The organism is Mycobacterium sp. KBS0706 (genome assembly GCF_005938675.2).
Lineage (GTDB): Bacteria > Pseudomonadota > Alphaproteobacteria > DSM-16000 > Inquilinaceae > Inquilinus.
The window spans coordinates 28,871-42,186 of sequence record NZ_VCCH02000025.1 but is presented as its reverse complement, the minus strand read 5'-3'; the positions used below and the strand labels follow the sequence as shown (position 1 = coordinate 42,186).

At 68.5% G+C, this 13,316-nt stretch carries 9 protein-coding genes; 2 read left to right on the top strand and 7 right to left on the bottom strand.

Features of this window, described 5'->3' with window-relative positions; genetic code table 11:
* The first annotated feature begins 94 nt into the window (after positions 1–94).
* Positions 95–1,072: a hypothetical protein gene (locus FFK22_RS15750; RefSeq protein ID WP_143956825.1), complete on the top strand. Its 978-nt coding sequence runs from the start codon at positions 95–97 to the stop codon at positions 1,070–1,072.
* A 328-nt stretch (positions 1,073–1,400) separates the two neighbouring features.
* Here FFK22_RS15750 and FFK22_RS15745 read toward each other — a convergent pair whose 3' ends face one another.
* Positions 1,401–4,544, bottom strand: a complete 3,144-nt coding sequence (locus tag FFK22_RS15745; protein WP_138891903.1) for an efflux RND transporter permease subunit — start codon at positions 4,542–4,544, stop codon at positions 1,401–1,403.
* A 22-nt stretch (positions 4,545–4,566) separates the two neighbouring features.
* Positions 4,567–5,811, bottom strand: coding sequence for an efflux RND transporter periplasmic adaptor subunit (locus tag FFK22_RS15740; RefSeq protein ID WP_138891904.1), 1,245 nt, complete (start codon positions 5,809–5,811; stop codon positions 4,567–4,569).
* A 362-nt stretch (positions 5,812–6,173) separates the two neighbouring features.
* On the opposite strand from FFK22_RS15740, the gene FFK22_RS15735 reads away from it, so the two are divergent.
* Positions 6,174–7,319: an IS4 family transposase gene (locus FFK22_RS15735; RefSeq protein ID WP_138891905.1), complete on the top strand. Its 1,146-nt coding sequence runs from the start codon at positions 6,174–6,176 to the stop codon at positions 7,317–7,319.
* Positions 7,320–7,440: 121 nt separating this feature from the next.
* Here FFK22_RS15735 and FFK22_RS15730 read toward each other — a convergent pair whose 3' ends face one another.
* The 5 genes from FFK22_RS15730 to FFK22_RS15710 form a co-directional block, all read right to left on the bottom strand.
* Positions 7,441–8,610, bottom strand: a complete 1,170-nt coding sequence (locus FFK22_RS15730; protein ID WP_221938626.1) for an iron-containing alcohol dehydrogenase — start codon at positions 8,608–8,610, stop codon at positions 7,441–7,443.
* A gap of 131 nt (positions 8,611–8,741) precedes the next feature.
* A complete protein-coding gene (locus FFK22_RS15725) occupies positions 8,742–10,127 on the bottom strand; it encodes an aldehyde dehydrogenase family protein (RefSeq protein WP_138891906.1) in 1,386 nt (461 codons plus the stop codon).
* Positions 10,128–10,238: 111 nt separating this feature from the next.
* Positions 10,239–10,853: a hypothetical protein gene (locus tag FFK22_RS15720; RefSeq protein ID WP_138891907.1), complete on the bottom strand. Its 615-nt coding sequence runs from the start codon at positions 10,851–10,853 to the stop codon at positions 10,239–10,241.
* Between the two features lie 13 nt (positions 10,854–10,866).
* Positions 10,867–11,952 (bottom strand): nucleoside hydrolase, encoded by a 1,086-nt coding sequence (locus FFK22_RS15715; RefSeq protein ID WP_138891908.1) that lies wholly within the window; start codon positions 11,950–11,952, stop codon positions 10,867–10,869.
* 371 nt (positions 11,953–12,323) lie between these two features.
* Entirely contained in the window at positions 12,324–13,241 is a 918-nt protein-coding gene (locus tag FFK22_RS15710) for an alpha/beta fold hydrolase (protein WP_138891909.1), read from the bottom strand.
* Between the last annotated feature and the right edge of the window lie 75 nt (positions 13,242–13,316).

The window sequence follows — 13,316 nt, the reverse complement described above, 5'->3', positions numbered from 1 at the left end:
TATTTGTTCTAGTGAAGGGATGGTCGATACCGCCACAGCAGAAACTCCCTCCGCCGCTTCGCCGGCCGCGGATGCGGCCGTCCGGGAGATCGAGGTGCTGTCCGGGCTGACGCAGCTCGCGCTGGAGATGGCCCGGACCTTCCAGGCTCAGGGACTCGCCGCCCTCGCGGCCGGCGATCTCGGCCGTGCCGGCAAGGCCGAGGCCCGCTTCAGCAGCCTCTTTCTCGCCATCCGCCGCGTCGTCGCGCTCAAGGCCAAGCTGCGAAAGCAGCGGCAGGACGCCGCCGCTTCGCCGGCCGAGGCCGCGATGCTGTCCGAGCTGATGGAGCTCGCGCTGGCGCTGGTCACGGCCTTCCAGGCCCTGGGCGTCGCCGCCCTCGATGCCGGCGATCTCGACCGCGGCGGGGATGCGGAGACTCATTTCAGCAGCCTGTTCCTCGGCATCCGCCGCGCCGTCGCATTGAAGATCAAGCTGCGCGAGCAGCAGGAGAAGGCGCGGCGCGAGGCCGAGCAGCGGCGGGAGAGCCGGCAGCATGAGAAGGACGACCGGCGCCAGGCCGTCGCCCGGGGCGTCGCCCAGGCCATCGCCGCGTCCCCCGGCACCGACGCCGACGCCAAGGAGCGGCTGACCGTCGATCTCTGGGAAAAGCTGACCGAGGACGACCGCATCGATGTCGACCTCGCCGACAGGGCCTTGCCGATCGAGGCGCTGATCGCCAGCCTGTGCCGGGCCCTCGGCCTGCCGCCGCACTGGCCCGGCGGTGCCGGGCCAGCCGGGACCGGCAAGGCCGGTCCGAGGGGCCGCCCAGCCGGGGATGTCCGCGGGACCTCCGGTCCGCCCGGGGGGCAGCACGGCGCTTCCGGCACGACCGCCGCCGGTCCGGAGCGGCCCGAGGCCGGCGATGCCGGCCCGCCCGAAGCCGCCATGGCACCGCCCCGGCCGGTTCCCCCGCCTGCTGCAGGAGGAGGGCAGGGAGGTGTCGGTCCGCCTGCGACGGCGCCGCCCGGCACGTATCCGGCCGGATGCAAGGGCCGAGTGCGCGACCGACGACGACTGGGCCTGGCTGCATGACTGGGTGAGAGACGCCGGCACGGGCGACCCGTGCCGTGCGCCGCCGGCTGTCTGCGCCAGGCATCACGCTCCGCCCGCTGGCGGCTGCATTCTTCCGGCAACGATGAGAACGCAGTGGGCTTTTGCGTTGCCTCTCCCGCCTGGCGAGACCTTTTCAGAACGCTCGTTCCTCGCCGTCATTGCAAGGAGGCGAAGCCGACGAAGCAATCCATCGCGCCGCCCGTGCTGCTGCATGGATTGCTTCCCCCGGCTCAAGGCCGGGGTCGCAATGACGGTGTTGGGACTTCTGAAACGGCCTCGCAAGCGGGGAGGCAATGCGGTCAGCTCTCTATTCAGCAGGGGCGTGCCCTGCGGCGCCGCCTTCGACCGCAGCACCCTTGGCCCCGCGCCGGACCCAGCGGCCGAAGGACAGGGCGCCGTGGGTCAGGTCCTCGACATAGAGGTACAGCACCGGGGTGATGTAGAGCGTCAGCATCTGCGACACCACGAGCCCGCCGACCACGGCGAGGCCCAGGGGCTGGCGCAGCTCGGCGCTCGCGCCCTGGCCGACCGCGATCGGCAGGGCGCCCATCAGCGCCGCCATGGTGGTCATCATGATCGGCCGGAAGCGCAGCGTGCAGGCGCGGTAGATCGCGTCGCGCGCCGCCAGCCCCTCGCTGCGCTGCGCGTTCAGGGCGAAGTCGATCATCATGATCGCGTTCTTCTTGACGATGCCGATCAGCATCAGCACGCCGATGATCGCGATCACCGACAGGTCGGTGCGGAACAGCATCAGCGTGCCGAGCGCGCCGATCGCCGCCGAGGGCAGGCCGGAGAGGATCACCAGCGGGTGGGTGAAGCTCTCGTAGAGGATGCCGAGCACGATGTAGATCGTCAGCACCGCGCCGAGCAGCAGCAGCCCCTGGTTCTGCAGCGACTGCTGGAACACCTGGGCGTTGCCGGCATAGGCGGTGGTGATGGTCACCGGCAGGTTGATGTCGGATTTGATCCGGTCGATCTCCGCCGTCGCGTCGCTGAGCGACTTGCCGCCGGCGACGTTGAAGGAGATGGTGACGGCCGGCAATTGCCCCTGCTGGTTGACCGATAGCGGCCCGGCCGTGCGCTCCACCGTGGCGAAGGCGCCGAGCGGCACCAGGTCGCCGTTGGAGGAGCGGACATAGATCTTGTCGAGCGAATCCGCCGACCACGGGAAGGCCGGGTCGAGCTCGAGGATCACCTCGTAGCTGTCGACCGCGGTGAAGATGGTCGAGATCTGCTCGGTGCCGAAGCCGCCATAGAGGGTCGAGCGCAGCGCGTCGCTGGTGACGCCCAGCTGGGCCGCCTTGTCGCGATCGACCTTCAGCGTCGCCTGCAGCGCGTTCAACTGCAGGTCGCTGACCACGTCCTGCAGCACCGACGAGCGGCGCATCGCGGTCGTCATCTTGCCGGCCCAGTCGTACAGCTCCTGCTGGTTCAGGCCCTGCATTACGAACTGGTACTGGGCGGAGGAGGTGCGGCCGCCGACCCGCAGGTTCTGCACCGGCACCATGTAGCTGTCGATGCCGGAGATCGGGGCCAGCTGGCGCCGCAGGTCGGAGATCACGGTGTCGAGCGGCGGGCGCTGCTCCTTCGGCTTCAACTGTACGAACAGCCGGCCGGAGTTCAGCGTGCCGCCATAGCCGTTGGTGCCGACGCTCGACACCACGTCCTGGACATAGGGCGACTTCTGGAACACGTCGCGGACCTGGTTCTGCAGCCCGATCATGGCGTCGAAGGACACGTCCTGCCGCGCCTGGGTGGTGACCTGCAGCTGGCTCAGATCCTCGGTCGGGAAGAAGCCCTTCGGGATCGCCTGGAACAGCAGCATGGTGCCGGCGATGGTGCCGAAGAACACCAGCAGCATCACCGGCCGGTGTGCCAGGCACCAGCCCAGCGTCCGCGAATAAAAGCCGAGGATGGCGTCGAAGCCGCGCTCCAGCGTCCGGCCGATCGCGCCCTCCGGCTTCTCCTCGTCATGGCCGTGCAGGAAGCGCGAGCACATCATCGGCGTCAGCGTCAGCGAGACGAAGGCCGAGGCTGCGATCGACATGGTCACGACGACCGCGAATTCGTTGAAGATGCGGCCGACCACGCCGCCCATCAGCAGCACCGGGATGAACACGGCGACCAGCGACAGGGTGATCGACAGGATGGTGAAGCCGATCTCGCGGCTGCCCTTCAGCGCCGCCTCGAAGGGCTTCATGCCCTCCTCGATGTAGCGGACGATGTTCTCCAGCATCACGATCGCGTCGTCGACCACCAGGCCGACCGAGAGCGTCAGGCCCAGGAGCGAGATGTTGTCGATCGAGAAGCCGCACAGATACATGCCGGCGATGGTGGCGACCAGCGAGATCGGCACCGTGATCGTCGGGATGATGGTGGCCGACACACGGCGCAGGAACAGGAAGATCACCATCACCACCAGGGCGATGGTCAGGCCCAGGGTGAATTGCACGTCGGTGACCGCCTGGCGGATCGAGGTCGACCGGTCGTTCAGCACGTTGATCTTCACCGAAGGCGGCATGTCGGCGCTGAACTTCGGCAGCAGGTCCTTCACCGCGTCGACGATGGCGACGGTGTTGGCGTCCGGCTGGCGCTGCACCGCCAGCACGATCGACCGGTTCTGGTCGAACCAGCTGGCGGTCTGGTCGTTCTCGACGGAATCGATCACCTTCGCGATATCGCCCAGCCGCACCGGCATGCCGTTGGGCGACGCCACGATCAGATCGGCGAAGGCCTTGGCGTCGTACATCTGGGTGTCGGCCTGCAGGATCAGCTGCTGCTGCGGGCCCTGCAGGGTGCCGACCGGCGTGTTGACGTTGGCAGCGGCGACCGCCTTCTGGACGTCGTCGACGCTGATGCCGCGGTGGTTCAGCGCGTCGGGGTCGATCTGGATGCGGACGGCGTATTTCTGGCTGCCGTAGATCGACACCTGGGCCACGCCGGTCAGGGTCGACAGGCTGGGCGAGATCACCTGCTCGGCGAAGGCGTCCAGGGTCGACAAGGGCAGCGTGTCGCTGCTGACCGACAGCAGCATGATCGGCGCGTCGGCCGGGTTGACCTTGCGGTAGCTCGGCGGCGAGGTCATCTCCGGCGGCAGCTTGCGCTGCACCGCGGTGATGGCGGACTGGACGTCGGCGGCGGCCGCGTCGATGTCGCGGTTCAGGTCGAATTCCAGGGTGATCGTGGTCGACCCCTGGACCGAGGTCGCGGACATCGACTGGATGCCGGCGATGGTCTCGAACTGCTTCTCCAGCGGCGTCGCCACCGAGCTCGCCATCGTGTCCGGGCTGGCGCCGGGCAGGCTGGCCGAGACGTTGATCACCGGGAAGTCGGTGTTGGGCAGCGCCGCAATCGGCAGCTGGCCGAAGGCGAACAGGCCCGCCATGACCATGGCGACCGTCAGCAGGGTCGTCATCACCGGGCGGCGGATGCAGAGCTCCGAGAGGTTCATGGCCGTGTCTCCCGCGCCTGGATCAGGTCGGGCTGACGGCGGAGGCGACGCCATCCGCGCGCGGCGCCGCCGGGGCCGTGCCGGCCGCCTTCTCGGTGATGCGGCTGCCCTGCATCAGCCGCAACTGGCCCTCGGTCACCACCTTCTCGCCCGGCTTCACGCCCTGGGCGACCACGGCGGTGTCGCCGACCGTGCGCGCCACCGTCACCGGCCGCATCTCGGCGGTGCCGTCCGGCTTGGCCACGAAGACGAAGGCGCCGTCCTGGCCGGCCTGCAGCGCCACCGTCGGCACGGTGATGGCGTTGTCCTGGGTGCCGAGCTGCAGCGCCACCCGGACGAACTGCCCCGGCCACAGGGCGAAGGCGGCGTTGTCGAAGGTCGCCTTCAGCGGGATCGTTCCCGACTTGGTGTCGACGGTGCTGTCGATGAAGCTCAGCTTGCCGCTGGCGATGCGGCGCTGGCCGTCGCTGTCGAAGGCGTCGACCGCCGGCGGGGCCGGGCTGGTCACCGCCGCGCGGATAGCGTCCAGGTTCCGCTCCGGCACGGTGAAGGCGATCCGGATCGGCGTCATCTCGGTGATGGTGACCAGGCTGGTGACGGCGCCGCTGGTGGCGTTGCTGTTGGTGGTGTTGGCCTTGACCAGGTTGCCGGCGGTGACCGAGACGACGCCGAGGCGGCCGGTGATCGGCGCCTTGATCTGGGTGTAGGACAGGGTCAGCTGGGCCTGGTCGAGATTGGCCTGGTCGGCGGCGACGGCGGCCTCCGTCCGCTTGGCGGCGGCCATCGCCAGGTCATAGGCCTGCTGCGAGACCGCGCCGGTCTTGACCAGCGGCTTGTCGCGCTCGACATCGGCCGCGGTCTGGTCGCGGTCGGCCTGGTCCTTGGCCAGGTTGGCCTGGGCCAGGGCGACGGCGGCCCTCGGCGGTTTGTCGTCGAGGGTGAACAGCAGGTCGCCGGCCTGGACGGTCTGGCCGTCGGCGACATGCACCTGCATCACCTGGCTGTCGATGCGGGAGGTGACCAGGACGGTCGCGATCGGCTCGACCGTGCCGATGGCGGAGATGGTGGTGGCGACCGGTTTCTGCTCGACCGCGGCGGTGACCACCGGGATCGACCGGCCGGCATTCTTGCCGCCGGACTGGCTGGCGCCGGCCTCGGCGGTCTTGCCGCTGCGCTCGATCGCATCCGCGTTGCCGAAGCGTTGCCATGCGACGGCGCCAATGGCGATGCCGAGGACCGCGACGACCCCCAAAACCGAGCGCTTCATGGCCTGATTCCCGCAGCCGGATCGCACCGGAAAAAGGCCTGCCCGCCCCGGTGCCTCACCGACATGTAAGACTTTTGTGCAGTGCGATGGGGTTAATAATTTTCAATGCGTCAAGTGCGACGGAATGCAAAATGCCGCACGAGTAAAGGGCACCCGGCGCAGCCGTATCCGGGAAAATAGAGAGGAAAGAAGGAAAGGGGCGGGGAGGATTGATGACCTCCAAGCCAGCCCTTGTCCCCAACTGTCATGCCCGGGCTTGACCCACGGCTGTCCGGTTGAGTTTTTGTGGACAAGGCGCATGGCGTTGATTCTGCTGGTTCTCGAACGTCTGGTAACGTTTCGGGACAGCAGAAAGCAACGCCATGCAGCACAAGAATAGCGTGTTCCACGATCTTCTGAAGCACGTTCCGTGGGCCGGCTTCGAGGAGTTGGTCGAGCAGCACGGCGCCGATTTTCGGGTGCGGAGCTTGCCGAGCAAGACACAGCTGATCGCGCTGGTGTACGGCCAGCTGTCCGGGGCTCAGGGCCTGCGCGAGATCGTCGGTACGTTGCAGAGCCGTGCGGCGCGGCTCTACCACCTGGGCGCCGGAGCGGTGGCGCGCTCGACGCTGTCGGACGCCAATGCGGTGCGGCCCCCCGAGGTGTTCACCGGGCTGCTCGGCCTGCTGATCGACCAGGCGCATCGCGGGCTCCGGCGCGAGCTCGACGGCACCACCTATCTCATCGATTCAACCAGCCTGCGGCTGAGCACCTTGAGCGGCTGGGCCCGCTTCAGTGCCGGCGTGTGCGGGGTGAAGGCTCATGTGATCTACGATCCGGACGCCGACTGCCCGGTCTATCTCTCCATCACCCCGGCCAAGGTCAATGACATCACCGCCGCCCAGGCGATGCCGATCGAAGCCGGCGCCACCTACGTCTTCGACCTCGGCTACTACGACTATCGCTGGTGGGCCGAACTCGATGCCGCAGGCTGCCGCATCGTCACCCGCTTCAAGACCCGCACCAAGCTCTCCCTGATCGAGGAACTGCCGGTACCGGAAGGCGGATCCATCCTGTCCGACCGCATCGGCTTCCTCCCCGCCCGCCAGGCCAGCAGCCGCCGCAACCCCATGGCCGATGCCGTGCGCGAGATCTGCGTGCGCATCGACACCGGCAAGGTGCTGCGGATCCTGTCCAACGACCTCGATGCCCCGGCCCAGGAGATCGCCGATCTCTACAAGCGACGCTGGGCCATCGAGCTGTTCTTCCGATGGGTCAAGCAGACCCTCAAGATCACCCGCTTCGTCGGCCGCTCGGAGAATGCCGTGCGCATCCACATCGCCGTCGCCCTGATCGCCTTCCTGCTGCTGCGGCTGGCCCAGGCCGCCCAAAGCGCGGTCAAATCTCCGCTCGCCTTCGCCCGCCTGATCCGCGCCAACCTCATGCTGCGCAGGCGCATCGACCGCCTGCTCCTGCCCGAGCCCAGCCCCATCCCAAATCCAGACCAATTGGTGCTCCAATGGGCCTAATCCTTAACCGGACAGCCGTGGGCTTGACCCGGGCATCCAGGGACTATCGATGCCGTACTGGGTGGCCCCTGGATCACCGGGTCAAGCCCGGCGATGACAAGATCAAGGGGAGGGGCAGGCCTTACAGCCGCCCGTTCACCGCATCCACGAACACCGCGCGCAGGTCGTCGGCCTTGACCGGCTTGGCGTTGCTGCCGGTCGACGGGTCGGCCTCGGCCATGCGGCCGATCTCCTCGGCTCGGTTGTCGCCGATGCCGATGTCCTTCAGCGTGTGCGGGATGCCGATCTCGCGGCGCAAATCCAGCACCCAGATCAGGACGGTGTCGAAGCTGGGGTTCGACAGGTCGATATAGCGGCCCAGCCGCTCCATCCGGCCCTCGATGGCGTCGCGGTTGTGGACCATGCAGTACGGCATCAGGATGCCGTTCAGCAGGCCGTGATGGGCGTCGTACAGGGCGCCGAGCGGGTGGGCGAGGGAGTGGATCGACCCCAGCCCCTTCTGGAAGGCGGTGGCGCCCATGCTGGCGGCGACCAGCATGTTGCTGCGCGCCTCCAGGTTGCGGCCGTCCTTGACCGCGACCGGCAGCCATTCCCGGATCAGCCGGATGCCCTCCAGCGCGATGCCGTCGGCCATCGGGTGGAAGCCGGGGGCGCAGAACGCCTCCAGGCAATGAGCCAGGGCGTCCATGCCGGTGGCCGCGGTGACATGCGGCGGCAGGCCGAAGCTCAGCTCCGGATCGGCGATCACCACGACCGGCATCATCTTCGGATGGAAGATGATGCGCTTCACATGCGCGTCCTCGTCGGTGATGACGCCGGCGCGGCCGACCTCCGACCCGGTGCCGGCGGTGGTCGGGATGGCGATCACCGGGGCGATCTTCGACGCGTCGGCGCGGGTCCACCAATCGCCGATATCCTCGAAATCCCACAGCGGGCGCGACTGGCCGGCATGGAAGGCGATGGCCTTGCCGGCGTCGAGCGGGCTGCCGCCGCCGAAGGCGATGACGCCGTCATGGTCGCCGGCGCGGTAGACCGCGACGCCGTCGGCGACGTTCTTGCCGGTCGGGTTCGGCTTGACGTCGCTGAACACGGCGGTCGGGATGCCGGCGGCCTCGTTGGCGGCCACGGCGTCGGCGATCATCGCCAGCTTCGCCAGGCCGGGGTCGGTCACCAGCAGCGGCCGCGTCAGGCCATGGGCCTTGCACAGGTCCGGCAGCTCCTTGATCCGGCCGGGGCCGAACTTCACCGCGGTCGGGTAGTTCCAGTTGCCTTTGAGCATCGTCGCCTTCATCCGCCCTGTCGTTGACCGCTTTTCCCATTGTCATGCCCGGGCTTGACCCGGGCATCCAGAGACTGTCGACATTTTCTGGATTGCCGGGTCAAGCCCGGCAATGACAGAACCAAAACACAAACCGCCCGTCCTCACCCCGGAAGCCGCAGATGGAAGGATTTCGGCCGGGTCAGGTAATCGTAGCCGAGGGTCGAGAGGGTGCAGCCGCGGCCGGACTCCTTGACGCCAGTCCAGGCCAAAGCCGGGTCCAGATAGTCGCAGCGGTTCAGGAACCAGGTGCCGGTCGCGACCTGGTCGCCGATGGCGATGGCGGCGTCGACGTCGCGGGTGAAGACCGAGGCGGTCAGGCCGTAGGGGCTGTCGTTCATCAGCCGCACCGCCTCCTCGTCCGACGCCACCTTCATGATGCCGACGACCGGGCCGAAGCTTTCTTCGGTCATCACCCGCATCGAATGGTCGACGCCGGTCAGCACCTGCGGCGCCAGATAGGGCGTGCCGGCCTTGTCCGCGGCGAAGCCCTTGGTGTCGATCAGGGCGCGGGCGCCCTGGCGCACCGCCTCCGCGGTCTGGCCGCGCACGAAATCGGCGGCCGAGGCCCGGACCATGGGGCCGAGCGTCGTCGCCTCCTCGGTCGGGTCGCCCAGCACATATTGCCGGGTCAGCTCGACCGCGCCCTCGACGAAAGCGTCGTAGACCGAGGCGTGGACATAGATCCGCTCGATGCCGCAGCAGGACTGGCCGGAGTTGAAGAAGGCGCCATCGACCAGCGTCTCGACCGCGTGCTTCAGGTCGGCATCGGCGCGGACATAGCCGGGGTCCTTGCCGCCGAGCTCCAGCCCGACGCCGACGAAGCGGCCGGCGGCGGCCTCCTCGACCGCGCGGCCGCCGGGGACCGAGCCGGTGAAGGCGACGAAGTCGACCGCGCCGCTGCCGATCATCTTCGCCGTGGTCTCATGGTCGGCATGGATGTGCTGGAACACGCCCGGCGGCAGGCCGGACAGCGCCTCGGCGAAGCGCTCGGCGCACAGCGGGGTCTGGTGCGAATGCTTCAGGATCACCGCATTGCCGGCCATCAGAGCCGGGACCACGGCATTGACCGCGGTCAGATAGGGGTAATTCCAGGGCGCGACGACGAAGACCGTGCCCAGCGGGTCGCGCCGGATGAAGCGGCGGAAGCCCTCCTTCGGCCCGACATCGACATCGGCCAGCGCCCCCTCGGCCACCGAGATCATGTAGCGCGCCCGCTCCTCGAAGCCGCGCACTTCGCCGGGGGTGTAGCGCACCGGCCGGCCCATCTGCCAGGTGATCTCGCGCGCGATCTCCGGCCCGGCGGCAACGAAGGCGTCGACCGCGGCGGACAGCAGCCGCGCCCGCTCCGACACCGGCACGCGCCGCCATTCGGCCTGGGCCACCCGGGCGCGGGCCAGCGCCGCCTCGGCCTCGGCCGGCGTCGCCAGCGGCCGCTCGACATAGATGCCGCCGTTCACCGGCGTGATGGTCTTCAGGATCTGGGTCATTCGGGATCTCGGGACTGCCTCTCTGCGGCGCGCATCTTGGAGCCATCGCCCGGGATTTCCCAGAGGGATCGCGGCCCGCCCCGGGCCGCGTCCGGCGCATGGCGCAGGCCGTTATCGCAGCCCGTCCAGCTCATCCACGGGCGGCCGGCCGCCGGCGAGCATCTGCTCGGCCAGCGCCTGGAAGGCGCCGCCGGCGCTGCGGCCCTCGGCCTCGTCCATGAAGCCCGACTGGTTGCCGGGGCCGAGCCGCAGCGCCGCCCGGGTGATCTGCTCGTCCTCGCCGCCCCAGAGGTAGTTGTGGATCACGGCGATGCCGTGCCCGTCCGGCGCCAGGAACGCCGCCGCGCCGCGGGCGATCGTCAGAAAGACGATGAAGTCGTTCAGGTTCTCGGAATAGGTCAGGGTCCCGGCCACGAGATCCTGGGTCCCGGGATCATAGGCCGCCTGCCGGAATTCGGGCGCCTCGGCGGCGTCGAGGATGCCGCGCAGCGCCTGCCGGTTCGTCGCGGCGCGCCCGAGAGTGGCATCGCACTCCGCGATGGTCCGCAGCAGCTGGACCACCGAGACGCTGCGGATTTCCTCCGGGCCGTCGGCGAAATACCACTGGCCGCCGATGCTCCGCCAGTCGAGCCAGCGCGACGCCGGGGCAGGCGGCGAGTCCAGCCAGCGGACGAGGTCGGGCCGGGCGATCCGAAGCTTGAGGAAGGCGCCGTCCGGCTCCGACATCGTCCTGTCTCCATCAGCTCGCCGGCTTGATCGGCACCGGCCGGGTCATCAGGTCGACATAGAGGTCGAAGAAGCGGCGGTTGTCGAACTGCTTCACCACCTTGATCTTGTGCAGCAGCTTCGTCGGCTGCTCCTGCCAATAGCCGAAGGTGCGGCCGTAGCCGGGGCCGAAGGCGATGTCGACATCGACGAACAGGTCCTCGACCTTGGTGGCGTAGCCGGGGTCGACCAGATAGGCGAGGGCGAGCGTGTCGAAGACGTTGACCGTCGCCTTCGGGTCCCCGGCGAAGGCCTTCGCCATCCAGGTGTCCTTGAACAGCGCCGGGATCGGGCCGCCGGCGGCGACGATCCGGTCCCAGTCGGGCTTGGTCAGCTGGGTGATGTCGGTGACGTCGAGCGGGATGATGGCCTGGTCGATCGGTTCGCGCATGACGATGCGCGTGGCCTCCGGGTCGATCCAGACATTCATCTCGGCGGCCGGGGTGGTGTTGCCGCGGACGTCGAAGGCGCCGGCCATGTAGACGATCTGCTTGATCAGCGGCACGATCTCCGGGTTCTTGCGCACCGCCAGGGCGATGTTGGTCGCCGGGCCGATCACCAGCAGCGACACCTCGTGCGGGTTGGCCTTGACCGTGTCGACGATGAAGTCGACCGCGTCCTGGTCGCGCAGCTTGGTCTTCTGGGCGAAGCCGTCCGGCGGCGCCACCAGGTCGGCATCGGCCGGCTGCGGCCGGTGGAAGGCGGTCTTGTAGCTTTCGCCGAAGCCGAACAGGGCGCGCTCGCTCTCGAAGCTCTCCGGGTCGTGCACCAGCGGCAGGTTGGCGCCGGCATAGACCCCGACCTTGTCGGCGATGCCCAGGCGCTCGACCGCCCGCAGCGCGTCCGCCACCTCCTGCTTCAGCCAGTTGTTGCCGGTCACCACGGTGACGCCCTTCAGGTCGATCACGCCCTCGCGGTCGAGCTGCGCGGCCATGATCAGGACCTGGCCGTCATCCCCCGCGGTGCTGAAATCGGTGTCGAGGATGACCTTCTCGGCGGCCTGAACCGGCACGGCGGCCAGCGCCCATGCCGCCACGGCGGCGGCGATCCATCGCTGCATCTTCTGTGCCTCCTCCTGCGCGGACGGGCGTCCTCCGATTCGAGTCGCCGGCGGTCCGCCGTCCTACGATCGCACGCCCGGTCGCCAGCCGCAGCGCGAATCGGCTTCGGCCCATGACGACCTCGTGTTGTGGCTGATCAAACAGCTTTGGGCGCCCAACGCATCGGCATCCGGCGCGAAAGCGGGCAATTTTTGGGCAGAATCGAGCGTGACCAATTTTTAATCTCTTTTCGCTTGCGAAGCCCGTCGCGCCATGCTTATGTTGCAGTGCGATATGCAGTGATGAGCTGCTGTCGTAACGCACTTCTTGGGCGTTTCCTCCCTAAACTCGGGCCGCAGTTCGCTGCGGCCTGTTTTCTTTTGGGGAGGGCTCAGCCCCTGGCCGAGGCCGTGACGAAGGCGGCGAGCTCGCGTCCGAACCGGTCCGGCTCCTCATAGAAGGGACTGTGGCCGCTCTCCGCATACACCGAGAGACGGCTGCCGGAATGGATCGCCCGGATCCGCTCCGACATCGCCAGCCGCACCAGCCGGTCATGTACCCCGTGCGTCAGCAGGATCGGACCGGCATAGGCCTGGAACACGGGTTCGAGATCCGGCGTGGCTGTCCTGACGAAGCCTTCGCCGACCGCCCGCGCGGTCATTCCGTTGACGACCAGCATGCGCTGCAGCTCCACGCCCGTCGGCGGCTGGTGGAAGCAGGCCTCCAGGAAGCGCGCCGTCTCCGCCGTCCGCTCGGCCAGGTCGGGCGAGGTGGTGGTGCGGGCGAAGGTGCCTGCCAGCGGCGTCAGCAGATCGGGCGACAGCTTGGTGACGGCATCGACCAGGTTGAATCCCGCCACCCGCGCGCCGCCGTATTTCCGCAGATACGCGCCGGCCACGTAGCCGCCGAGCGACCAGCCCACCAGAACGGGGCGGCGCAGCCTGGCGCCGGCGATCACGGCGGCGACGTCGTCCGCCCACCGGTCGGCATCGGCATAGGAATCGGGGGAGGGGGGCTTGTCCGAATCGCCATGGCCGCGCAGGTCGAAGCGGACCAGCCGGAAGCCGGCCAGCCCCGGGTCGGCGAACTGCTTGTCCCAGCTCAGCCGGCTCTGGCGCAGGCCGTGGATGAACAGGATCTCCGGCGCCTGCGGGTCGCCCTGCGCCTCTCCGATCAGTGTCGTGCCGTCCGATGAGCGGACGGAAAACGTCTCCCGGGCCTGCGGCGCCGCAAATCCGAGCCTGGCGTGAACGGCCAGGGCCGCGAGGCCGGCCGCACCGGCCAGGAAGCTGCGTCGTGAGTGATCCATCGGTCTCATCCATGTTGTTTATCGATCACTAATCAACCGATTTGACGCTGGCCGTCAAGATGTTGTTTAGTGGTC

Excerpts from the sequence above, each read along its gene's own strand:
- FFK22_RS15715 (WP_138891908.1), bottom strand. The coding sequence starts at position 11,952 with ATGCAGCGATGGATCGCCGCCGCCGTGGCGGCATGGGCGCTGGCCGCC.
- FFK22_RS15735 (WP_138891905.1), top strand. The coding sequence starts at position 6,174 with ATGCAGCACAAGAATAGCGTGTTCCACGATCTTCTGAAGCACGTTCCG.
- FFK22_RS15710 (WP_138891909.1), bottom strand. The coding sequence starts at position 13,241 with ATGGATCACTCACGACGCAGCTTCCTGGCCGGTGCGGCCGGCCTCGCG.
- FFK22_RS15730 (WP_221938626.1), bottom strand. The coding sequence starts at position 8,610 with ATGAAGGCGACGATGCTCAAAGGCAACTGGAACTACCCGACCGCGGTG.
- FFK22_RS15720 (WP_138891907.1), bottom strand. The coding sequence starts at position 10,853 with ATGTCGGAGCCGGACGGCGCCTTCCTCAAGCTTCGGATCGCCCGGCCC.
- FFK22_RS15745 (WP_138891903.1), bottom strand. The coding sequence starts at position 4,544 with ATGAACCTCTCGGAGCTCTGCATCCGCCGCCCGGTGATGACGACCCTG.
- FFK22_RS15725 (WP_138891906.1), bottom strand. The coding sequence starts at position 10,127 with ATGACCCAGATCCTGAAGACCATCACGCCGGTGAACGGCGGCATCTAT.
- FFK22_RS15740 (WP_138891904.1), bottom strand. The coding sequence starts at position 5,811 with ATGAAGCGCTCGGTTTTGGGGGTCGTCGCGGTCCTCGGCATCGCCATT.